We start from the raw sequence: 20,573 nt of genomic DNA, 5'->3' as shown, positions 1-20,573 counted from the left end.
TCATGCGCTGCTCAAAATGCTCATGTACCTAAGTACATTCCGCTTTTTGCGCTGCGCTTTTGTTACCCTTACCCCACTGACGCTCGCTCGCTACAGATCGTAAACAGGTTCTTATCCTCAGAGTCGCGCCATGGGTCGGTTTCGTGATGTTTGATCATGGGCGGTAGCGCAATATAGTGTTAGCTGAACAGCGTGTCAATTTTTGTATTCAGCCCGACTTTTCACGGGTTTGAACTTGGCTGTGTGCTTGCGGTCCAAGCACAGTAAAATACTTGCAACAAATTAAAGCTAGGACATGTCATGACACTCAATCAGCTTGCCGAAGCCTATGTAAAACTGGTCCTTGCCACTGGCCAGCATGACCCGGGCTATGTCGATGCCTATTATGGCCCGCCGGAATGGCAGACAGAAAGCCAAAAATTACTCCTGAGCGAGCTGTTGCAACAGGCAGAAGAATTGACCAGGCTAGCGTATGCCCTGCCGCCAGCAGCGGCCGGACAAGAGTTGCGCCAGGATTTCCTGCGCCTGCATGTGGCTGCCTTGCGTACCTACATCGCCCACCTGGCGGGGACGACACTGTCCTTCAATGAAGAATCCCTGGCCTTGTATGATGCCCGTTCGCCAGACTTGAGTCCGGCTGATTTTGAACCCATCCTGGCTGAACTCGATCAGCTTTTACCCGGTGATGGTGATTTGAACACGCGCCTGAGCAGCTACAACAAGCAATTTGAAATTCCGCAAGACAAACTGGATGCCGTGTTCAGTGCTGCCATTAATGAGGCCCGGGCGCGCACCAGGAAATACATCAGCCTGCCGGAAGAAGAAAGCTTCAAGGTGGAATATGTGAAGGACCAGGTCTGGAGTGCTTATAACTGGTACAAGGGAAATAGCTATAGCCTGATACAGGTGAATACCGACTTCCCGATGTTCATCAGCCGTGCCATCGACCTGGCCAGCCATGAAGGCTACCCCGGTCACCATGTCTTCAATTTATTGATTGAAAAACACCTGGTGAATGAAAACGGCTGGGTCGAATACAGTATCTACCCGCTGTATTCACCCATGTCTTTTCTGGCTGAGGGCAGTGCCAATTACGGTATCGAAGTCGCATTTCCGCATGCAGAACGGATGGCTTTTGAAAAAGCCCAACTGTTCCCGCTGGCAGGCATAGATCCGGCCAGGGTGGAACATTATTATCAGGTGCAGGCCGTGCTGCAAAAGCTGTCTTACGCCGGCAATATGGTTGCCCAACTCTATCTGGATGGTGATATCGACACCGAAGCCGCCGTCGCCATGCTGATGAAATATGCCTTGTCGGACGAAGCCAGGTCCAGGCAGCGCTTGCGCTTCATGGAAAGGCATCGTTCCTACGTCATCAACTACAACCTTGGTCAGGATATGACCAAGGCCTATGTAGAAAAATTGTCGCAACCGGGAAATGAACACAGTCGCTGGCAAGTGTTTGCCGAACTTTTGTCGAAACCCAAGACAGCTTCCATGATGGCCTAGGCCTTAAGCGATTGTCAGTATCTGGCGTGCCTTGTCGACATCCGGGCTGCGGTAGGCTTTTTCCGGAATGCTTGATAGTGTCGACGGATGCAATTGCTGATTGTCCAGGCCATAAAATTTCTGGAAACTCATGATCAGCGGTTGCCACTTGTCGGGATCGACCCGGTCAGGGTTGCCATCCAGCAGGATAGAAGCATCCAGATGCAGGCGCTGTATGCGCAATTCGAAAGTCAGAATGCCACCGCGCAGCTTGGCTTCGTCGTCGGCGATGCCATGCATGGCGGCGACCGTAGCTTCTTGCTGTACCAGGCATTCCTGCACGCGCGGTGCTGCCACGGTTTCTGATGCCTGGGGTGTCAGGCCCGCCAATGCGAACTTGTTTCTTTCCAGACGGTAGCCGCGTGCAGTCTTCCAGGCCGACATGGCATCGGAACCGGTGGTCAGTGCCAGCCGGTTAACTGCCGCCACTTCATTGACAGAAGCCAGGTTCAACACACAGACACCACTGCGTTTCAGATTGCGCGCGGTTTGTGATGTCGAACCCACACCTATCATGGCCCGCCAGCCCAGCCAGAATATGGATGAGATCGGTGCCAGATTAAAACTGCCATCTTCGTTGACGGTGCTGACCAGGATGACCGGGGTGCCAAAATATAAAATGGCTGATTCGCTATTGATATGCATTTCTTCCTCGCTTGTGGGTGGTGATGGAGGAAGTATGCGACTTGCATTTTATTTGGGCTGGCCAGAAACGGACATGAAATTTGCGGGACTATTCTTGCAAAGCACCAGGCATATTGGATGGCAAAAATCAAAAGCAAGCTCACAGCAAGCAGAGTGAAAATTTCCGACGGAATGGATGATAGAATTTTTCACTCTGGTAAAAATTTCGTCAACCAGTCAACTGCTGATACATCACGGTAATCTTGTCCATCACTTCCAGTATCCGTTCACTGGTGGTTGCCACATTGCTGGCAGACAGGCGTTGCAGTTTTCCGTCGCTGTTTTGGTGCAGGGCTGTGTCGAAGAAGACCCATTGGGATTGGGCGAGTAATAATTCATCTTTCAACCGGGTATTGCTGCCACTGGCGGCTTGCAGGGTTTGCATGGCAGCGGCGAATTCCTTGCGAGTGGTTTCGATTGTGGCCGCTGCGTTGGCCGGGGCGATATTCCAATTTGTAGCTTGATACAGCTTGGCCAGACGTTGCGATAACATGCGTTGACGGCCCGCCAGGTTGACCAGTTTTCCTGTGCTGCCACCAGCATGTTTTTCCAGTTGCATGGTCACCTCGTCAGCCATTTGCAACAGGTTTTCGCTGAGCTTTAACACAGTCTTGGCATCCTCTTTATTGGCTGCCTTGCCAACCAGGGTTTGCTTGTATTCTTGCCAGGTCTGTTCCATGCGGGACAAATTGCCGCGTATGTCGGTGGTTGGGGAAAATGCATGTAACTCTACCAGTTGGCGGTCAAAACTGGACATCGACTGATCGAGGATTTTTTTTGAGGTTTCTGTTTCCACATCCTGGCCAATTTGCAGATAGGCCTTGGCCAGCCTTTGTGTCAGCATACGTTGGCGACCCGCCTTGTTGATGGCGTCGTTGATGTTTGCTACCTGGGCTAGTGCAGTGAATGGTAGTGACAGACCCCCAGCCAGGATGAGGCCACCGGTGATAAATGTTCTGCGTTGCATGCCAACTCCATTTGCGTATCGAATGTAATGGCGCTCAGGCTAGGCTGTTGATGAACGAAAGACCATTCCTCGATGGAACTAGTCCGGCTGGTTACATACACAAGGTTTGATGTAACGCAAACTTGTGGCTCATCTAGCCTGCTATCTGTGCTTACTTGTTGTGATCTGGCATGGGCGTCAATGCGCGTAGCGGTATCGGTGCCGACATGATGATGGAGGTGCGGGTTTCTCCATAATGATTGATATTGCCGACAAAACTTTCCAGATGACGCAGGTCCGTCGTCGCCACGCGCAGCAGGAATGAATCCTGTCCCGTCACATGCAGGCATTCCAATACCTCGGGCAGGGATTTGAGAAGGCTGATCAGGCTGCCTTTTTGGGGTTGCGGCACGGTGATGCCGATCACAGCCTGGACTTGCAAGCCAATGGCTTCGGCATTCACTTCTGCTCTGTACGCCCGAATGACGCCTGCTTCTTCCAGGCGTTTTACTCTTTCAGATGTGGCCGGCAGGGACAAGCCTGTTTCATCCGCGAGTGCCTTCAAGGAAATGCGGGCGTCGCGTTGCAGTGCTGCCAGGATTTTCCAGGCTTTGGCATCGATATCCATAATATTTAAGTCAAGATGCAGATTTGCTAGAATAATTAAGGCAATGTAGCAGTTCTGCCTGAATTTTTCCATGTGAATGAGCAAGAAAAATCTTCATACTTGATACATGTTTTTCTTGGAACCTTACGTTCTTATTGTCAGGGGTATCCATGGAGTGGAGTTTATTTTTTAAAGCAATGCTGATTGGCCTGTCGATTGCAGCGCCGGTTGGTCCCATAGGTTTGTTGTGCATACAGCGCACGCTGAAACATGGCATGCGTACCGGCTTTGTCAGCGGCATGGGGGCGGCCTGCGCTGATGCCGTGTATGGTGCCATAGGGGCTTTTGGCATGGTGGCCGTTACTGATTATTTTGTGTCGCTGAGTACGCCGTTGGCGATAGCCGGGGCCTTGTTCCTGGCATGGATGGGCGTTAAGCTGATCTTGAGCAAAGCCCAGGCCGTGGATCTGGACGAGACAGGCAAGCAGCCTGTCGTCAAAACATTTTTATCCATATTCTTGCTGACCATCACCAATCCCATGACCATCGTGTCCTTCATTGCCGTGTTCGCCAGCATCGCTGGCCCGGTTGCGGTGCATCCTTCTGCTGCAGCCTTCATGGTCACAGGCGTGTTTACAGGGTCAGCCTTGTGGTGGTTAATCCTGAGTAGTGGTGTGGCATTGATACGCAAGAAAATCAGCGCTGCAGTAATGACGCTGATTAACCGCACAGGTGGTTGCTTGCTGCTGGGTTTTGCCGTTTGGCAGATACTGAGTGTGGGTAGTTGGGCGTAAGCCAGTTTGGCCGGTCTGGTCGGTCAGTAATGCACAGGCGTCGCTAAGTGGAAAAATTTCTGTATTGTGGCATTACCTGTTTCAACGTAGAGTACGGGCTTCACGCTGAAGGTAACAAACGAAAGTATCCAGAATGAGTAAACTTTTTTCCGCTGCCTGCGAAAGAAACAGCGCCCCTATTTTGCAAGCCATCAAGCCGGTATTGACAGGCTGTCAGAGCCTGCTCGAAATCGGTAGTGGCACGGGACAGCATGCGGTGACTTTTGCGCAGCATTTGCCGCATGTGCTATGGCAAACCAGTGACCGGCTGGAATACCACCCCAGCATACAGGCCTGGCTGGATGAGACGGCTGTGCCAAATGTATTGCCGCCGCTGGAATTGAATATAGGTAAAACCGCATTTCCAGAACAGCAGTTTGATGCCGTGTTTACTGCCAATACCTGCCACATCATGGCATGGGAAGAAGTGGAACTGATGTTCGCTGGTGTGGCCCGGGTGCTGGAAAAACCGGGCCGGTTTTTAATCTATGGTCCCTTCAATTACGCTGGTGAATTCACCAGTGCCAGCAATCAGCAGTTTGATGCCTCGCTGAAGCAGCAGGCGGCGCACATGGGTATACGCGATATTGAAAAGATCATCGAACTGGCAGGCAAGCATGGCATGCGCCTGTCGGAGAATATTGCGATGCCAGCGAATAATCGTTTGCTGGTATTGGTGAAGTAGGTGCGGGCTTGTAGACATATTGGCTGTAGGGTGCGCTGCGCGCACCACCTCAACTAATCAAATTTTTCCGAACGGTGCGCACGGCGCATCCTACTGCGTGGCAACGATTATTCAGCGGTATTCAAATGCGCCGTGATCACGGTGTGCGCAATCAGATCCAGAGCCGGTCTGGCCTTGCCTTGTTTGTCGGTCCAGACCTTGGGTGTCAGCGCCCCCGACAGTGACAGGCTGTCGCCATCACCCAGGGCCAGCAAAGTTTTGCGTGTTGCATCATTGAAGGTGATCACATTGCAGATGATGAACTCACCGTCATCCGTTGCGGCGCGTACTTTACAGGTGACGTAGACAGAACCATTTTGTCCTGAGCGTTCTTCGACCTGGCCATAGATACGTCCGGCGATTAATGCGTCTATCATGTTGAGTCCTTTTTTATTCCTGTTTGCCAACTGACCAAGATTTGCGCAGCTTGCGCATCTTCAGGATATTTTTACCCAGATTTCTGCGCCAGGGATTGTTCTTGACGCACTGGTATTCGACATAGTGGATGACGGCTGGTCCCCAGCGGGTTTTGGATACATCGTCGCCGACAGACAGATTGATGCGTTTCAAGCCCTGGGTAAATGCCCACTGTATAATTTCTGCTTGCAGCGTGGTCATGATGCTGTATTTGGCATAGTGCAGGTCATAGCCTGAATAGTACAGGTATAACTCATCACCCATTGCAAAAGCCATGCGCATGGCGACAGTCTTGCCGCCCAGTTCCAGGCCAAACAGCATGATTCTGCTGGCAAACGGGCTGTCCAGCAAGGCCATGATAAAGCTGCGATGTTTGTCGTCAGCAAAATAATCCGGATGTTCTACCGTGCCTGTTGCCGTGGCGCGGGCGTTGTGCAGGGCATAGAAGGCATCGACGTTTTGCCGCACTTCTGCATTGCCGCGCCACACCTGCAACCTGGCCTGCAAGTTATCGCGTGCCAGTGAGTTATAGCAGTGCCGCAGCGATTCCTTGATATTGCGTTTCAGGCTGGTCTTGAAGCTGGGCCAGTCGGTATCCAGGTGCAGGATGAAATTCGGGATATCCCTGGTTTCCAGCGGATGCACGGCAGTATTCGTTGCCAGAAAATGCGCGGCATGTTCCCTGGTGTGGATGACCTGGAATTCGGTCAGGCCAAAGGTTTCCTGCTTCGACAAATCTTCCCATTGCTGTAATATGATTTCGGTATAGGCGGGCAGGGTCAGCGGGATACGAATTTCAGTGAGGTTGGGGTCCGCACCAAACGGGCGTACATAGCGATAGATGAACAGATTGTGGAAGCCGACGTGGGTATTGGTCAGCGGCATGACGGCAACCAGTTGCTGGTCCTGATATAAGGTGCAGATAGCCAGTTCATCTTTGTGAAACCACGAAGAATCTGAAAATACTGTCCACCAGACCCGGTTCCAGTCAAACGTCTGGAAGGGCAGTAAATGCGCTACCTGTGTTTCCAGTTGACGCCAGGACGCCGCCAGGGCATCAAAGCCGGCTTCGGTAGTAAGAACAAATTTTTCTGGGTTCAACATCAATGGGAAATTCTGGTAAGACGCAAGCCGTCAGCTTGTCAGTAAATACATCATCTCTAATTCAACAGGAATATCAACGTAGCGGCTATCAAGTCGGCGTTTATGCCACGTTCCTGAGGGAATTGCAAGCCTGTAAAGTAGTTGGGCTTGCTTAGTCTGCACATTAATGCATTTTTAGTCTGAATTACCCGGGAAGTTGTTATCTTCATCTTGAATGGAATGTTTATATGCCTGAATTACGTCAATTGCTGCTGCGTGGTCTGTGTTTTCTGCTTTTGAGCTTGTTGCTGCCAGTTGGCATGGCGCTGGCGGATGAGGCAACATCGCAAGTGCTGATCGACGTCCAGCGCCTGGCCAGTGAAGACATGGCGGGGCGGGCCAGTGATACAGCGGGTAATGCGCAAGCGCGTGATTATATTATCCAGCGGCTGAAACAGATCGGTGTCCTACCCTGCGGGCAGGATTTCGTGCAGGAATTCACCTTCCAGACGCGCCTTGGAAAAAGCAAGACGGGGCGCAATATCCTGGCTTGCCGTGCCGGTAGCCTGGAAGACCATGCCGGCGCTGCCAGGATGGTGATTTCTGCCCACTATGATCACCTGGGTGTGCGTGATGGCAAAATCTATTACGGTGCTGACGACAATGCCTCTGGCGTTGCTGCGGTGCTGGCGATTGCCGGGACCATGCAAAACCAGCCGCCCAGGCATGATGTGATGTTTATCCTGTTCGATGCCGAAGAGGTCAATCTGGGTGGTTCCCGTGCCTATACGACACAGGCTGCGGCTGATCTGGCACGGATAGGCATGGTGATGAATTTCGACATGATTGCCCGTGGCGACAAGGGTGAGCTGTATGCCAGCGGCACACATCAACTACCCGTATTGAAAACCTTGCTGGCTCCGCTGGATGGCAACCAGGGTGTGAAGCTGATGTTTGGTCATGACAGGGTGGAGCAGGGCACAGATGACTGGACCAAACAGTCAGATCATTATCCTTTCTTCGCGGCTGGGGTGCCGCATATCTATTTTGGTGTCGAAGACCATGCTGATTATCATCAGCCTACCGATACAGCGGACAAGATCAACCCGCAGTTTTACCTGGGAGCGGTAGATTTGCTGTCGAAAGCCAGTTATTTGCTGGATCAGGCCTTGCTGACGATAAATTTCAGGAATAAGCAGTAAAAGACTACCGCCAGGTCAGGGGGCGGGAGCAGCGCAGTTAAAGGGGAAGGTAGAGTGGGAGGAAGGCAGACGGGGGGAAGGCAGACATGTCATGCGCTGGCTTGGCAGCGCATGTTTTTGGGAGAAGCTTAATCGCGCAGGCTGATCAGGATGCGCAGTACATACCAGAACATCATGGCCACAGAGGCAAACAATTGCAGTGAAGCGCCCACATAACGGTCTTCCGGGTAATGATGGATGACATTCGATGCATCATACAAAATCGCCGCACCGGACAGTCCTACCATGGCGACACTGAAGAACAAGCCAAGCTGGAAACCAAATATCAGGCCGCCAGCGATCAGGACCAGTGCTACCAGGCCAGCCCATTTCAGGATACTGCCAAGGAAAGAAAAATCCTTGCGTGACATGTAAGCTACACCGACCAGGCCTACGGTTGCCAGTACGGTAATCAGGCCGGCATTGGCGATGGCACCAGGCGCAACCTGGTTGGCAATGAACAGCAGGGGAATAAAGATAATGGCTTCGGCCAGGATGTAGGCAGCCAGTGCCACATATTGCATCGCCAGACTTTCGACAGTATGGGCGGCCCGTGAAGCCAGCCAACCCACCAGCATGAAGGCACCAAGTATGATAATCCATGACATGCTCAGCATACCTTGGGCCAATACTTCTGCTACACCGGTCTTGAATAAGACGACTTCAATCGCCGTAAAACCGAGAATGGCACCGCCGAGGTGATTGAAAGTCTTGCTGATAAAGCGCTCACGCGCAGGTCCGTAACCTTGTTGGGTACTTGCCAGTTCCATGGATATCCCTATCTTAGAATTGCCTTAAACCTGTAAAAGGTAAGCGGCTTGGTTTATTAGGTAACCTGCAAAAAGTGCAAGTCATGCCTGATTCTACAATAGTCATTGCGATATAACAAATTTTTACAATTCAGGCGTGGTGCAGGGTCTGACATGGTTTTGCTGGTTTTTATCAAATTACCTGCACTTTTATTGTGCAAATAGCTTGAATAACAGACAAGTGATCCGATTGATGTGGCGACAGCGCTCAACAAAGAAAATAAAGCTTCAGTTCGTTACAAAATCACCCACTTCGGGCTCAAACTTCGTGTAACTTACGTCTATAATGCCCGCAGCAAAAATGCGGGTTTTTTTATTGATATCATCACGTGGCTATTCATGAATACATTAATCTGGTTTGTCATTCTGTACTGGGTCATCTCTGTGGGGATAGGTCTGTATGCCGCCCGTTATGTGAACAACTCCAAAGACTATGCCGTTGCCGGGCGTTCCCTGCCCATGTATGTGGTGACGGCAACCGTGTTTGCGACCTGGTTCGGTTCCGAGACGGTGCTGGGCATTTCATCGACCTTCGTCAAGGATGGTTTGAAAGGTGTGGTCGCTGACCCCTTTGGTTCATCCCTGTGCCTGATATTTGTGGGCTTGTTTTTTGCCCGCCCGCTGTACCGCATGAACTTGCTGACGATCGGTGATTATTACCGTAACAAGTTTGGCCGTACTGCCGAAGTCATGGTGACGATGTGTATCGTGGTGTCTTACCTGGGCTGGGTTGCCGCCCAGATCAAGGCGCTGGGCCTGGTGTTCAGCGTGGTGTCCGGGGGCTATATATCGATGGATATAGGCATGATCATCGGTGCTGGCAGCGTACTGATCTATACCCTGATGGGGGGCATGTGGTCGGTGGCGATCACGGATTTCCTGCAGATGATCATCATCGTGGTCGGCATGCTATATATAGGCTGGGAGGTGTCGGGCATGGTCGGCGGTGCCGGTGTGGTCATAGAACATGCTGCCAATGCCGGCAAGCTGGAGTTCTGGCCTGCACCTACCGCCAAGGAAAGCCTGTGGTTCTTTGCCGCCTGGATTACCATGATGCTGGGCTCGATACCGCAGCAGGATGTATTCCAGCGCGTGGCTTCATCGAAAAATGAAAAAATTGCCGGGAATGCATCTGTACTGGGTGGCGTATTGTATTTCTGCTTTGCCTTTATCCCCATGTTTTTGGCCTATTCGGCGACCCTGATCGATCCTAAAATGGTGGAAAGCCTGATCGACAAGGATTCGCAACTGATTTTGCCTACCCTGATCATGACCAAGGTGCCGATGTTGGCCCAGGTGATGTTCTTTGGCGCGCTGCTGTCTGCCATTAAGAGTTGTGCAAGTGCAACTTTGCTGGCACCTTCTGTGACCTTCTCTGAAAACATACTGAAACCATTCTTCCCCAAGCAAAGTGACAAGCAATTCTTGCGCATGATGCGTATAGTCGTGCTGGTTTTCACCGTTATCATTACTATTTTTGCCATGAATACTGAATCCAGCATCTATAAAATGGTGGAAAATGCTTACAAAGTAACCCTGGTGGCTGCTTTTGTCCCGCTGGCTTTCGGTTTGTACTGGAAGCGCGCGACCACGCAGGGTGGTCTGGCATCCATCATTCTTGGTATTGTTTCCTGGGTAAGTATGGAGGTCCTGGTTCCTGAAGGCTTGTGGCCGCCACAACTGGTGGGCGTATTGATGAGTATGACAGGGATGATTGTGGGTTCTTTACTGCCTCAGTTCAGTCGCAAGACCATGGCGATATAGGGCCGATACAGGTCCGACATTGGCCCTGGCATAGACCTGGCTGTGATGCAATGCGCAAATTCTGATCAAAAACCTTTATAATTCAGGGTTTTATCAGTTTTTTTAGGGGCAAAGCCATGCCGATTTATGCTTACCGCTGTCAAGAATGCGGATTTGCCAAAGATGTATTGCAAAAGATTTCCGATGAACCGCTGAGCGTATGCCCAACATGTGGCAAATCTTCTTTTACGAAACAGGTCACCGCTGCCGGCTTCCAACTCAAAGGTTCGGGCTGGTATGTCACTGACTTCCGTGGTGGTTCCGGCGGCGCAGCAGCAGCGCCAGCAAGCGAATCTGCACCGGCATCAACTGAGCCGGCCGCAGCCGCTGCATCTTCCGCAGCCGCGGCCCCAGCACCAGCACCAGCATCGTCAACGTCAACGTCAGCAAACGGTAATCAGGCGGTCTGACCGGCATTTGCCCCAGTTTGTTTTGTCTTATTTATCAAGAGTGAATCGATTACCATGCGTAAATACTTTATTACTGGCCTGCTAATTTTAGTGCCCCTGGCAATTACGCTGTGGGTGCTGCATGCCGTTATCAGTACCATGGATCAGTCATTGCTGCTGTTGCCGGTTGAATGGCGACCAGAAAAACTGGTCGGTTTCAAAGTATTGGGCATAGGTACAGTGCTGACCTTGTTGATCGTTTTTGTCACCGGCTTGCTGGCACAAAACTTTATCGGCAATTATGTGCTCAAGGCCTGGGAAAGCCTGTTGCAACGCATTCCCATCGTCAGTTCGATATACTCTAGTGTCAAACAGGTATCGGATACGCTGTTTTCGTCTTCAGGTAATGCGTTTCGCAAGGCAGTGCTGATCGAATATCCGCGTCGCGATTGCTGGACTATTGGTTTCCTGACTGGTATACCGGGTGGTGATGTGGTCAATCATCTGAAAGGTGACTTTGTCAGCGTGTATGTGCCGACGACACCCAATCCGACATCCGGCTTCTTTTTGATGTTGCCGAAAGATCAGGCGATAGAATTGGATATGAGTGTCGATGCCGCACTCAAATACATTGTTTCCATGGGCGTGGTGGCTCCCGAGCATCTCCCCACCAAATAAATGATGTGGTTACCCACCGCATCAAATCATTTTTAATTTTGAATACAGACAGGTAAGAAATATGTCCATGCGTACCCATTACTGCGGCCTCACTACTGAGGAATTACTCGGCCAAACCGTCAGCCTGTGTGGCTGGGTGCACCGTCGTCGCGATCACGGCGGCGTGATCTTTATTGACTTGCGTGACCGCGAAGGCCTGGTGCAGGTTGTTTGTGATCCTGACCGCGCTGATGTGTTCAAAGCGGCAGAAACCGTACGTAATGAATTTTGCCTGCGCATTACTGGTGTGGTACGCAGCCGTCCAGAAGGTACTGGCAATGCCAACCTGAAATCCGGCAAGATCGAAGTACTGGCCCATAATGTCGAGGTCTTGAATCCTTCCGTCACGCCACCGTTCCAGCTGGATGACGACAACCTGTCTGAAACCACACGCCTCACCCACCGCGTGCTGGATTTGCGTCGTCCGCAAATGCAAAACAACCTGCGCCTGCGTTACAAGGTGACGATGGAAGTGCGCAAGTTCCTCGATGCGAACGGTTTCATCGATATCGAAACACCGATGCTGACCAAGTCCACACCAGAAGGCGCACGTGATTACTTGGTGCCATCGCGTGTCAACGCTGGTAACTTCTTCGCTTTGCCACAGTCCCCGCAATTGTTCAAACAGTTGCTGATGGTGGCCAACTTTGACCGTTACTACCAGATCACCAAGTGCTTCCGTGATGAAGATTTGCGTGCTGACCGTCAGCCAGAATTTACCCAGATCGATTGCGAAACTTCCTTCATGAACGAGCAGGAAATCCGCGACATGTTTGAAGGCATGATCCGCCTGGTCTTCAAAAATACGCTGGACATCGATCTGCCAAATCCTTTCCCTGTCATGGAATACGCGGAAGCGATGGGCCTGTATGGTTCCGACAAGCCAGACATGCGCGTCAAGCTGCAGTTCACTGAATTGACCGATATGGTCAAGGATGTGGAATTCAAAATCTTCGCCAATGCAGCCAACATGCATAATGGCCGCGTAGTTGCTTTGCGCGTACCAAGTGGCGCAGCAATGACACGCTCCGAGATTGATGGTTATACCCAGTTCGTCGGCATTTATGGTGCTAAAGGCCTGGCCTACATCAAGATCAATAACAAGGCACAAGGCCGTGAGGGTTTGCAATCTCCTATCGTCAAGTCCATCCATGAAGCTGCATTGACACAAATTCTGGAACTCACAGGCGCACAAGATGGCGATCTGATTTTCTTCGGTGCAGACAAAGCCAAGGTGGTCAACGATGCCATCGGCGCCTTGCGCGTAAAAATCGGTCATAGCGAATTCGGCAAAGCCAACGGTTTGTTCGACGATGTCTGGAAACCATTGTGGGTGGTTGACTTCCCGATGTTTGAGCATGATGAAGAAAACGACCGCTGGACTGCGACCCATCATCCATTCACGGCACCAAAAGATGGCCACGAAGATTTGATGGAAACTGATCCGGGCAAGTGTATCGCCAAGGCTTACGACATGGTCCTGAACGGTTGGGAACTGGGTGGTGGTTCTGTACGTATCCATCGTGCTGATGTACAGAGCAAGGTATTCCGCGCATTGAAGATTGATGATGCAGAAGCGCAATTGAAGTTCGGCTTCTTGCTCGATGCCCTGCAATACGGCGCGCCTCCACATGGTGGCCTGGCTTTTGGCCTGGATCGTATCGTTACCATGATGACCGGTGCAGAATCCATCCGTGACGTGATTGCTTTCCCGAAAACCCAGCGTGCACAATGTCTGTTGACACAGGCACCGTCTGAAGTTGACGAAAAACAATTGCGTGAATTGCATATCCGTTTGCGTGCGGTTGAACCAAAAATCGCGTAATTTCTTTACTGACGACAGCGGGAAACAACAATGAATTTCAATATTCAAGCCAGTAACAAGAAAACCCTGTTCTTATTGTTAAGTGCCAGTCTGTTACTTGCTGCCTGCGGTGAAAAGAAAACCGAATTGGGTGAGGGCTCGTCTGAAGTGACTGGTGCTGCCGGTCCTGCCGGTGCCAAAGGTGCCAGCAAGAGCCTGGTGAAGTGTGATGCACCAGTGGCTACCCTGTCACTGGTGGAAAACCCCAATGGCTACGTGATGAGCAGCCAGTACAACCTGCCGTCATCACCGGTGCCGCTGATACGTTTGCTGGCGCAGCAAAGCGGATGCTTCCGCGTGGTGGATCGGTCATCTGGCCTGAAAGCGGTGATACAGGAACAGGAACTGAAAGACCAGGGCATCATCCGTAAAAATTCTACCGTTGCCAAAGGCAAGGGTTATGAAGCGCAATACACCATCACGCCCAGCCTGACGTTTTCAGAAAGCAAGGCCGGTGGTGGCATAGGAGCCATCATGGGCATGATACCTATTCTGAAAAACTTTACTGGGTATGCCGAAAAAGTCAGCTTCAAGGAAGCCCAGGTAGCTCTGCTGTTGACGGACAATGAAACGACCGAGCAACTGGCCGCATCAACTGGTTCTGCCAAGTCAACTGATCTTGGTATGGGTGGTTTGAGTTTTGGCGCGGGCGGTGGTGGTTTTGGTGCCGGCTGGAGCAATACCAATGAAGCCAAGGTCATCGTCGCAGCCTTTCTGGATGCACACAACAAACTGGTGCCGCAGGTCAGAAAGTTGCAAGAAAAAGAATTGCCTCCGGCTGTACCAGTTAAAAAATAGTTGTTGTCATGCTATAGACAAAAAGGTCTGCGATGCAGGCCTTTTTGTTTTTCTACAATCGCAAGCCAGGTCTGACACCGCGTCTTTTGCAGCACAGCAAGCGTGGAAATAGCTTGTGCCGACGCGCTGTGCATGCGCTAAACTTCTGGTTAAATACTTGAGATTTTTTTTGCAAGGGACATGGTCTATTTAGTGGCGGCGCAATATAAACAGGCCAATGTGAACTCTTGTTTCTTTTGAGAACGCAGTAAATAAAACTGCTATAAAGAAACTATTGACTGCCGGGATTGAGTTTGTCTTGTCAGCGAATGATCACTTTCAAGGAGAAACCATGAATAGCTTATTGAGAAAATTACTGCCTGCTGCATTGCTGGCAACAATGGCATTGACGCCACTGACCTATGCCGCTGGCGAGCATGGAAGTGAAGCCGAGGCACAGGACATGGTGAAAAAAGCCGTAGCCCTGGTCAAATCTGCCGGTGCAGAAAAAGCCTATAAGGTATTTACAGACCATCCTGATGGTGCATTCAAGGATAAAGACCTGTATGTATTTGTCTATGACTTCGACGGCAATTGCCTGGCACAGGGTGCCAATGCAAAAATGGTGGGGAAAAACCTCATCTCCATGAAGGATGTGGATGGCAATGCCTTCATCAAGGGCATGATTGATATCGTCAAGGCATCGTCCAAAGGGTGGTATGGTCCTTACAAATTCAATAACCCGGCGACCCAGTCGTATGAGCTGAAGCGCTCCTACTGTGAACGTGGTGCCGGTGACAGCATGATCTGTGTTGGGACGTATTTCACCAAATAAGTAGGCTGTCACCTGACCGGGCTCGTCAATAGGGCGGGTCAGCACTCAGTGTGTAAAGCTGCGCCATGAAATGAGTTTCAGGGCGCAGCGGTTTACTTTGCACAATAGCAAAAATGCTTGCGCTAAAGGCGCTAAAATGGTGCTGTCGAAGATATCCATATGGCTCTGCGTCGCATCCATAAGCACCATGCCTGAGTATAAAATCCCCGAATCTGTTCTTGTCGTTATCTATACGCCAGCACTTGATGTGCTGTTGCTAGAGCGGGCTGATAAGGCCGGTTTCTGGCAATCTGTGACCGGTTCCAAAGACACACCGGACGAAGCCCTGATGGCGACTGCCATCCGCGAAGTTGCTGAAGAAACCGGCATCGACGCCACACAATACACTCTGCGTGACTGGCAATTGTCGAATGTGTACGACATTTACCCGGTCTGGCGTCACCGTTATGCACCCGGCGTGACGCGTAATACCGAACATGTGTTTGGCCTGTGTGTCAGCCCTGATGTCGCGGTACGCCTGGCACCACGCGAACACTTGCAGTATCAGTGGTTGCCGTGGCGCGAGGCGGCAGATCGCTGTTTTTCTGCATCGAATGCCGAAGCCATTCTGCAATTGCCAAAATTGATTGAATTGATGCAGGCCCATACCGACCTTACCAGTTAAAGAGAATCACAATGAAACTGCGCATCGCCACCTATAATATTCACAAGGGCGTCAGTGCATTTGGCCGCAAGGCGCGCATACATGGCATTAAGGATGCAATAGATCTGCTGGATGCGGACCTGGTATTCCTGCAGGAAGTGCAGGGCCAGCATGACCTGCACGCAGAAAACCACACGCTGTGGCCGCAAGAAGGCCAGCATGACTTCCTGGCCGGGCAGTCGCACCAGGCGGTGTATGGCATGAACGCCGTGTATGAACATGGCCACCATGGGAATGCCTTGTTGAGTCGCTATCCGATTGCTTCCTTTGCGAATCATGATGTGTCTGATCATGCCTATGAACAGCGTGGCATATTGCATGCCGTAGTGCGTGTGGAGGAAGTCGATGTGCACTGTTTCGTCATCCATCTGGGCCTGTTTGCTGCTAGCCGTCGCCGTCAGATACAGGCATTGATCCAGACCATCAAGCGTGATCTGCCTGCCCAGGCACCGCTGGTCATTGCCGGTGATTTCAACGACTGGAGCCAACGCCTGAGTCAGACCCTGTATCAGGAACTGGGCGTGTTTGAAGCCTTTGATGTCGATGCACACCATGGCATGCCGCGTTTTTCATTGCGGAATATGCGTAACCTGTTTGCCAAAAACAAGGGTCGCCATGCCCGCACCTTTCCTGCCGGCCTGCCATGGCTATGCCTGGACCGGGTTTATTTGCGCGGCTTCAAAGTCAATGAAGCAGAGGTACTCAAGGGCGCGCCCTGGACCACGCTGTCAGACCATGTGCCTATCATGGTCAGCCTGGAATTGTCGACTCCTGCTGAAGCTGCATGAGCAGGCTGCATTTCGTCGCTGGCAATGATATACAGCTGCTGCACAGTGGCGCGCAGTTCTTTCCCGCACTGATCAGTGAGATTGATCAGGCCAGCGCTGAAATTTATCTGGAAACCTATATTTTCGCCAGCGACCAGACCGCTGTTGCCGTACAGACCGCGCTGATACAGGCCGCTGCCCGTGGTGTGCAGGTCAGGGTGGTCATCGACTGGATAGGCAGTGATCGTCAGGCGGCAATTGACCTGACCCGGCATTTCAACGATGCGGGTGTCGATTGTCGCTGCTTTAATCCCTGGTTCAAACGTGGCCTGGCGCGTACCCACAGAAAAATCTGTGTCGTCGATCAGCAAGTCGCCATGGTTGGTGGTTTGAATATTATTGACGATAGCATGGCCGATGATGGCTCCGGTGCCGTCCTGCCTTCCCCGCGCTGGGATTTTGCGGTGCGGGTGACTGGGCCATTGGTCGCCCATGTGCACCTGGAAGTGGAGGCGCAATGGCGCAAGTTGGGGCGCCTGGATTTTCGCTCGCGCTTTGCCCTGATGCGCCATCTGCATGCGGATGCCAAAAGTGGCGGCAAGCAAATCACCGCAGCCGCACTGGTGGTGCGGGACAATTTGCGCAATCGCACTACCATACAAAAAGCCTACTTGCATGCCCTGGGAACGGCCAGAAAACGTGCCATCCTGGTGACACCTTATTTTGCGCCGGGCAGGAAATTCAGGCGAGCCATGATATCCGCCGCATCACGCGGGGTGGATGTCGTGCTCTTGCTGGGCGTCGGTCAATTCGCCTTGCAGGACGCAGTGGCGCAATCCTTTTATGGCCCCCTGTTGCAGGCAGGTGTGCGCATCGTTGAATATCGCAAGACACAATTACATGCCAAGGTGGCCGTGGTGGATGGAGACTGGGCGACTGTGGGATCCAGCAATTTCGATGGACTGAGCCTGTTCGTCAATCATGAAGCGAATATCGTCATACGCGACTGTGATTTTTCTGCCGCTTTGTCGTGTGAACTGGAGCAGGGGCTGGCAGATGGCGTAGAGATTCTGGCGGCCGACGTGCATAGGCAAGCATGGTACCGGCACGTCTGGCATGGCATTGCCTACCTGATCTACCGCGGCTTGATGCGCATCGTCACATTTGGACATTACGGATGAAGCTGCACGGTGTTGATTTTACTTCCGCACCCACGCGCCGCAAATGCATCACCGTTGCCAGTGGTATCCTGCATGCAGATCAACTGCAATTGCAAACGCTGACCAGCCAGCCTGACTTTGCGGCATTTGAAACCTGGCTCAGGCAGCCCGGCCCCTGGCTGGCGGGTTTTGATCTGCCGTTTTCCCTGCCGCGAGAACTGGTGGAGCATCTGTGCTGGCCAACTGATTGGCCGGGCTTGATGCGCCATCTGCAAAGTCTTTCGCGCACCGACATGCGCTTGCAATTCAAGGCTTTTTGCGATGCCCGTGCCGTCGGCAATAAATTCGCCCACAGGGCTACCGACATCCCCGCAGGTTCTTCGCCCTCCATGAAATGGGTCAACCCACCCGTCGCCTATATGCTGCACGCAGGGGCACCGCGTTTGCTGGATGCTGGGGTCAGCATCCCCGGCATGCATGTGGGTGACCCGCAACGTATCGCGCTGGAAGCCTATCCGGGCATGGTGGCACGCAGCATAACGAAAGCCTCTTACAAGAGCGACGAGAAGGCTAAACAGACGCCCGAACGCAGGCAGGCACGTGTGCAGATTGCCGATGCACTGGAAGCCGGCAACACGCCGTGGAAGATCAAACTGGATCTGGGAAGTTTCAGAAACGAACTGATAGACGACGGCAGCGCCGATTTGCTGGATGCGGTGCTATGCATGCTGCTGGCCGCATGGGCTTGGAAAAGGCATGAGCAGAATTATGGTTTGCCTGCGTTTGATGCGCTGGAAGGGTGGATAGTTGGGGCAAATGTTTTCAATAAGTAAAATAAACGACGATCGCGGAACGTAATTCGCAGTGTTAAACTATGTTCTTTTCTTGCCAGGGAGACGTGCGGACTTTCTCTGGTAAGCTTATCGTTCATTCTTCAGAATAATGTTTCATGTTGTTGACCCCGACTACACTTGCCGCCATAGACCATGCGGTTGAAATCGCCGCCGCAGCCTTCCAGATATTGGCTACGCGTGACTGGCCGCTGACTTTCTATGAAATACATGAAAGTGGCCGCCGCTGGGAAGAAACTCCCAAGGCTGATGGATTGGATGTGGAACAGCAAAAGAAAGCCTGGTTGCAAATCAATATGCCGGGTACGCTGGTGAAGTTAATGGTCGATAGCAGAACTGTGGCTACACCAGACTCCTTTTGCACGCACGCTTTATATATCGAGTTTGGAAAAGTTCCATTGGCCTTATTTGGACTTACTCTGGTGCTGCCTTATGCCTACACGAAAAAGGGTACGGGCTTGATAACGGGCATGGTTCAGGTCCGACGCTATCCTGAGACTGCATTTTATTTGCTGGATGAAATTTTGCCTGCATTTGTGACCAGGCTCAGAAAGAGTTGTCATGAGCATTGGGTAAGGCCACTTGAGTACGATAGGAAAGTAAAACCCTCACAAGTCAAGTTTGAATCAGAGTCGCTGCCGGTAGCTGCGCTTTGCCCATCCATAGCGGCCTTGACTGGGGCCGCATCCAGTAGCAATGACATTGCCTCGCGCTATCTCGATGCTTTAATAGAGCGCTATCCGTTTGAAGGTGGTATTGCCTTTCAAAAAGCACTCTACCAGTTGCAGCTTGATTTCAGTGTTTCGAGCTTACTGCGTGTTGATTATCTCCTTAATGAACTGAAATCCAGTTTGCCGATTGGCGAGACTGATTTTCTGGAACGCACGGCAAACATGAATTTCCTTCTTTGCGTTGCTATATATTGCGGCAAAGTTATCGCCAAGGCCGCAGGCACGCAGGTTGATTGGTATACCTATCCACAATTCAGCCTTCGCTTTCCTGGCCAGCTTAAAGTTCCATCCGGCCCGGCAACCTCGCTGATTGCTGTCTTTAATGCCAGTGGAGGGCAGTCGGGGCATGTGTTTTTCCCTGTGCAAATTATATTGCAGCACCTGTTCGGTAAAGGCAGGGGCCATCAATTGCGCGATGTTTTTAAAGCCTGGGGACAGGCAGCACAAGAGCATAGAGTAAGGCAAATCAATGATGAGATGCCTGTCATACAGAGAATGATTAATGCTTTACCTTTGCACCAGCAAGATTTTTTGACGATACAAAGAATCGCCTGGTTTGAGGGGAAATATTTTGATCAGTGGTTCCAAAAATATAGCAAGCTTTATCATGGCGGGCGACTGGTTTGGGGCTGTATCGTGCAGGCCCATAATGACCTTTATACAGATGGCAAATCTGACCGTCTGGCTGAAATCATTTTTGACCCTCGGGGCTTACTGTCGCCTCAGCAACTTAACGAAGTCGCCTTGAAACTCATGTCTTATAAGGGATGTCGGCCCATCGATGCGCGCCTGAGTTTTCTCGCAGATGCGATTACCGATGAAGGTGCATGTATATTGGGTATGAAAATACCATACCGCTTGTCCAGTGATGATTTATGCACTTCAGTTCTGGTATTGACGCGTAAGCATTTGCCAGGAGGGTGCTTGTTCTCATCTTATTTGCCAATACTCATACATGATGATGTGCCAGGTATTGCGATAGCTTTACCCAGTTATTTCTGGACTCCGGCAATCGCCAGAGAATGCGCTGCATATGGTTGGCCGGTACAAAAAACAGCTTCAGTTGAAAAAAATTAGCAAAAGG

General features: G+C 51.5%; 21 protein-coding genes. 15 read left to right on the top strand and 6 right to left on the bottom strand.

Going from position 1 to position 20,573, the window contains the following annotated elements:
- The first annotated feature begins 300 nt into the window (after nucleotides 1–300).
- The gene (locus tag ACO0K9_RS21540) at nucleotides 301–1,509 is read left to right on the top strand and encodes a hypothetical protein (protein ID WP_422988257.1); all 1,209 of its coding nucleotides are present in this window, start codon (nucleotides 301–303) and stop codon (nucleotides 1,507–1,509) included.
- A gap of 3 nt (nucleotides 1,510–1,512) precedes the next feature.
- Here ACO0K9_RS21540 and ACO0K9_RS21535 read toward each other — a convergent pair whose 3' ends face one another.
- The 3 genes from ACO0K9_RS21535 to ACO0K9_RS21525 all read right to left on the bottom strand — a co-directional run bounded on the left by ACO0K9_RS21535 (nucleotide 1,513) and on the right by ACO0K9_RS21525 (nucleotide 3,806).
- The gene (locus ACO0K9_RS21535) at nucleotides 1,513–2,193 is read right to left on the bottom strand and encodes a flavin reductase family protein (RefSeq protein WP_422988255.1); all 681 of its coding nucleotides are present in this window, start codon (nucleotides 2,191–2,193) and stop codon (nucleotides 1,513–1,515) included.
- A 208-nt stretch (nucleotides 2,194–2,401) separates the two neighbouring features.
- Nucleotides 2,402–3,199, bottom strand: a complete 798-nt coding sequence (locus tag ACO0K9_RS21530; protein ID WP_422988253.1) for a type IV pili methyl-accepting chemotaxis transducer N-terminal domain-containing protein — start codon at nucleotides 3,197–3,199, stop codon at nucleotides 2,402–2,404.
- 151 nt (nucleotides 3,200–3,350) lie between these two features.
- Complete coding sequence (locus tag ACO0K9_RS21525; protein ID WP_422988251.1) at nucleotides 3,351–3,806, bottom strand: Lrp/AsnC family transcriptional regulator; 456 nt, start codon at nucleotides 3,804–3,806, stop codon at nucleotides 3,351–3,353.
- 149 nt (nucleotides 3,807–3,955) lie between these two features.
- On the opposite strand from ACO0K9_RS21525, the gene ACO0K9_RS21520 reads away from it, so the two are divergent.
- On the top strand, nucleotides 3,956–4,579 hold the full coding sequence (locus tag ACO0K9_RS21520; protein WP_422988249.1) for a LysE family translocator: 624 nt from the start codon (nucleotides 3,956–3,958) through the stop codon (nucleotides 4,577–4,579).
- Between the two features lie 133 nt (nucleotides 4,580–4,712).
- Nucleotides 4,713–5,303 carry a DUF938 domain-containing protein gene (locus ACO0K9_RS21515; RefSeq protein ID WP_422988247.1) on the top strand — a complete coding sequence of 197 codons (591 nt, stop codon included), beginning with the start codon at nucleotides 4,713–4,715 and terminating at the stop codon, nucleotides 5,301–5,303.
- 107 nt (nucleotides 5,304–5,410) lie between these two features.
- Here ACO0K9_RS21515 and ACO0K9_RS21510 read toward each other — a convergent pair whose 3' ends face one another.
- Together ACO0K9_RS21510 and ACO0K9_RS21505 are read right to left on the bottom strand one after the other, a co-directional pair.
- Nucleotides 5,411–5,719, bottom strand: a complete 309-nt coding sequence (locus ACO0K9_RS21510) for a single-stranded DNA-binding protein (RefSeq protein ID WP_422988245.1) — start codon at nucleotides 5,717–5,719, stop codon at nucleotides 5,411–5,413.
- A gap of 13 nt (nucleotides 5,720–5,732) precedes the next feature.
- The gene (locus ACO0K9_RS21505) at nucleotides 5,733–6,863 is read right to left on the bottom strand and encodes a GNAT family N-acetyltransferase (protein ID WP_422988243.1); all 1,131 of its coding nucleotides are present in this window, start codon (nucleotides 6,861–6,863) and stop codon (nucleotides 5,733–5,735) included.
- Nucleotides 6,864–7,090: 227 nt separating this feature from the next.
- Between ACO0K9_RS21505 and ACO0K9_RS21500 the strand changes: the two genes are divergently transcribed.
- Nucleotides 7,091–8,044, top strand: a complete 954-nt coding sequence (locus ACO0K9_RS21500; protein ID WP_422988241.1) for a M28 family peptidase — start codon at nucleotides 7,091–7,093, stop codon at nucleotides 8,042–8,044.
- 128 nt (nucleotides 8,045–8,172) lie between these two features.
- On the opposite strand, the gene ACO0K9_RS21495 is transcribed toward ACO0K9_RS21500, so the two are convergent.
- Nucleotides 8,173–8,853, bottom strand: a complete 681-nt coding sequence (locus ACO0K9_RS21495; RefSeq protein WP_422988239.1) for a Bax inhibitor-1/YccA family protein — start codon at nucleotides 8,851–8,853, stop codon at nucleotides 8,173–8,175.
- A gap of 378 nt (nucleotides 8,854–9,231) precedes the next feature.
- On the opposite strand from ACO0K9_RS21495, the gene ACO0K9_RS21490 reads away from it, so the two are divergent.
- The 11 genes from ACO0K9_RS21490 to ACO0K9_RS21440 all read left to right on the top strand — a co-directional run bounded on the left by ACO0K9_RS21490 (nucleotide 9,232) and on the right by ACO0K9_RS21440 (nucleotide 20,566).
- Nucleotides 9,232–10,656 (top strand): sodium:solute symporter family protein, encoded by a 1,425-nt coding sequence (locus ACO0K9_RS21490; protein WP_422988237.1) that lies wholly within the window; start codon nucleotides 9,232–9,234, stop codon nucleotides 10,654–10,656.
- 116 nt (nucleotides 10,657–10,772) lie between these two features.
- Entirely contained in the window at nucleotides 10,773–11,105 is a 333-nt protein-coding gene (locus tag ACO0K9_RS21485; RefSeq protein WP_422988235.1) for an FmdB family zinc ribbon protein, read from the top strand.
- A 54-nt stretch (nucleotides 11,106–11,159) separates the two neighbouring features.
- Complete coding sequence (locus ACO0K9_RS21480) at nucleotides 11,160–11,762, top strand: DUF502 domain-containing protein (protein WP_422988234.1); 603 nt, start codon at nucleotides 11,160–11,162, stop codon at nucleotides 11,760–11,762.
- A 61-nt stretch (nucleotides 11,763–11,823) separates the two neighbouring features.
- A complete protein-coding gene (gene aspS / locus ACO0K9_RS21475; RefSeq protein WP_422988232.1) occupies nucleotides 11,824–13,626 on the top strand; it encodes an aspartate--tRNA ligase in 1,803 nt (600 codons plus the stop codon).
- 30 nt (nucleotides 13,627–13,656) lie between these two features.
- Nucleotides 13,657–14,463, top strand: coding sequence for a CsgG/HfaB family protein (locus tag ACO0K9_RS21470; RefSeq protein ID WP_422988230.1), 807 nt, complete (start codon nucleotides 13,657–13,659; stop codon nucleotides 14,461–14,463).
- Nucleotides 14,464–14,794: 331 nt separating this feature from the next.
- A complete protein-coding gene (locus ACO0K9_RS21465; protein ID WP_422988228.1) occupies nucleotides 14,795–15,277 on the top strand; it encodes a cache domain-containing protein in 483 nt (160 codons plus the stop codon).
- Nucleotides 15,278–15,464: 187 nt separating this feature from the next.
- The gene (nudB, locus tag ACO0K9_RS21460; protein WP_422988226.1) at nucleotides 15,465–15,941 is read left to right on the top strand and encodes a dihydroneopterin triphosphate diphosphatase; all 477 of its coding nucleotides are present in this window, start codon (nucleotides 15,465–15,467) and stop codon (nucleotides 15,939–15,941) included.
- Nucleotides 15,942–15,952: 11 nt separating this feature from the next.
- Nucleotides 15,953–16,768 (top strand): endonuclease/exonuclease/phosphatase family protein, encoded by an 816-nt coding sequence (locus tag ACO0K9_RS21455; RefSeq protein WP_422988224.1) that lies wholly within the window; start codon nucleotides 15,953–15,955, stop codon nucleotides 16,766–16,768.
- Nucleotides 16,765–17,928: a cardiolipin synthase ClsB gene (clsB, locus tag ACO0K9_RS21450; RefSeq protein ID WP_422988222.1), complete on the top strand. Its 1,164-nt coding sequence runs from the start codon at nucleotides 16,765–16,767 to the stop codon at nucleotides 17,926–17,928. The genes ACO0K9_RS21455 and clsB overlap by 4 nt, the downstream gene beginning before the upstream one ends.
- Nucleotides 17,925–18,740 (top strand): DUF429 domain-containing protein, encoded by an 816-nt coding sequence (locus ACO0K9_RS21445; RefSeq protein WP_422988220.1) that lies wholly within the window; start codon nucleotides 17,925–17,927, stop codon nucleotides 18,738–18,740. The genes clsB and ACO0K9_RS21445 overlap by 4 nt, the downstream gene beginning before the upstream one ends.
- 116 nt (nucleotides 18,741–18,856) lie before the next feature.
- Entirely contained in the window at nucleotides 18,857–20,566 is a 1,710-nt protein-coding gene (locus ACO0K9_RS21440) for a hypothetical protein (RefSeq protein ID WP_422988218.1), read from the top strand.
- The last annotated feature ends 7 nt before the right edge of the window (nucleotides 20,567–20,573 follow it).

The sequence above is a fragment of the Undibacterium sp. Ji50W genome, from assembly GCF_049340445.1.
Classification (GTDB): Bacteria; Pseudomonadota; Gammaproteobacteria; order Burkholderiales; family Burkholderiaceae_D; genus Undibacterium.
The sequence above is the reverse complement of the archived record's forward strand: the minus strand, read 5'-3'. Positions and strand labels throughout refer to the sequence as shown.

Bases quoted from the DNA above. Each gene is read 5' to 3' on its own strand.
- ACO0K9_RS21540 (WP_422988257.1), top strand. From the start codon at position 301: ATGACACTCAATCAGCTTGCCGAAGCCTATGTAAAACTGGTCCTTGCC.
- ACO0K9_RS21535 (WP_422988255.1), bottom strand. From the start codon at position 2,193: ATGCATATCAATAGCGAATCAGCCATTTTATATTTTGGCACCCCGGTC.
- ACO0K9_RS21530 (WP_422988253.1), bottom strand. From the start codon at position 3,199: ATGCAACGCAGAACATTTATCACCGGTGGCCTCATCCTGGCTGGGGGT.
- ACO0K9_RS21525 (WP_422988251.1), bottom strand. From the start codon at position 3,806: ATGGATATCGATGCCAAAGCCTGGAAAATCCTGGCAGCACTGCAACGC.
- ACO0K9_RS21520 (WP_422988249.1), top strand. From the start codon at position 3,956: ATGGAGTGGAGTTTATTTTTTAAAGCAATGCTGATTGGCCTGTCGATT.
- ACO0K9_RS21515 (WP_422988247.1), top strand. From the start codon at position 4,713: ATGAGTAAACTTTTTTCCGCTGCCTGCGAAAGAAACAGCGCCCCTATT.
- ACO0K9_RS21510 (WP_422988245.1), bottom strand. From the start codon at position 5,719: ATGATAGACGCATTAATCGCCGGACGTATCTATGGCCAGGTCGAAGAA.
- ACO0K9_RS21505 (WP_422988243.1), bottom strand. From the start codon at position 6,863: ATGTTGAACCCAGAAAAATTTGTTCTTACTACCGAAGCCGGCTTTGAT.
- ACO0K9_RS21500 (WP_422988241.1), top strand. From the start codon at position 7,091: ATGCCTGAATTACGTCAATTGCTGCTGCGTGGTCTGTGTTTTCTGCTT.
- ACO0K9_RS21495 (WP_422988239.1), bottom strand. From the start codon at position 8,853: ATGGAACTGGCAAGTACCCAACAAGGTTACGGACCTGCGCGTGAGCGC.
- ACO0K9_RS21490 (WP_422988237.1), top strand. From the start codon at position 9,232: ATGAATACATTAATCTGGTTTGTCATTCTGTACTGGGTCATCTCTGTG.
- ACO0K9_RS21485 (WP_422988235.1), top strand. From the start codon at position 10,773: ATGCCGATTTATGCTTACCGCTGTCAAGAATGCGGATTTGCCAAAGAT.
- ACO0K9_RS21480 (WP_422988234.1), top strand. From the start codon at position 11,160: ATGCGTAAATACTTTATTACTGGCCTGCTAATTTTAGTGCCCCTGGCA.
- aspS (WP_422988232.1), top strand. From the start codon at position 11,824: ATGTCCATGCGTACCCATTACTGCGGCCTCACTACTGAGGAATTACTC.
- ACO0K9_RS21470 (WP_422988230.1), top strand. From the start codon at position 13,657: ATGAATTTCAATATTCAAGCCAGTAACAAGAAAACCCTGTTCTTATTG.
- ACO0K9_RS21465 (WP_422988228.1), top strand. From the start codon at position 14,795: ATGAATAGCTTATTGAGAAAATTACTGCCTGCTGCATTGCTGGCAACA.
- nudB (WP_422988226.1), top strand. From the start codon at position 15,465: ATGCCTGAGTATAAAATCCCCGAATCTGTTCTTGTCGTTATCTATACG.
- ACO0K9_RS21455 (WP_422988224.1), top strand. From the start codon at position 15,953: ATGAAACTGCGCATCGCCACCTATAATATTCACAAGGGCGTCAGTGCA.
- clsB (WP_422988222.1), top strand. From the start codon at position 16,765: ATGAGCAGGCTGCATTTCGTCGCTGGCAATGATATACAGCTGCTGCAC.
- ACO0K9_RS21445 (WP_422988220.1), top strand. From the start codon at position 17,925: ATGAAGCTGCACGGTGTTGATTTTACTTCCGCACCCACGCGCCGCAAA.
- ACO0K9_RS21440 (WP_422988218.1), top strand. From the start codon at position 18,857: ATGTTGTTGACCCCGACTACACTTGCCGCCATAGACCATGCGGTTGAA.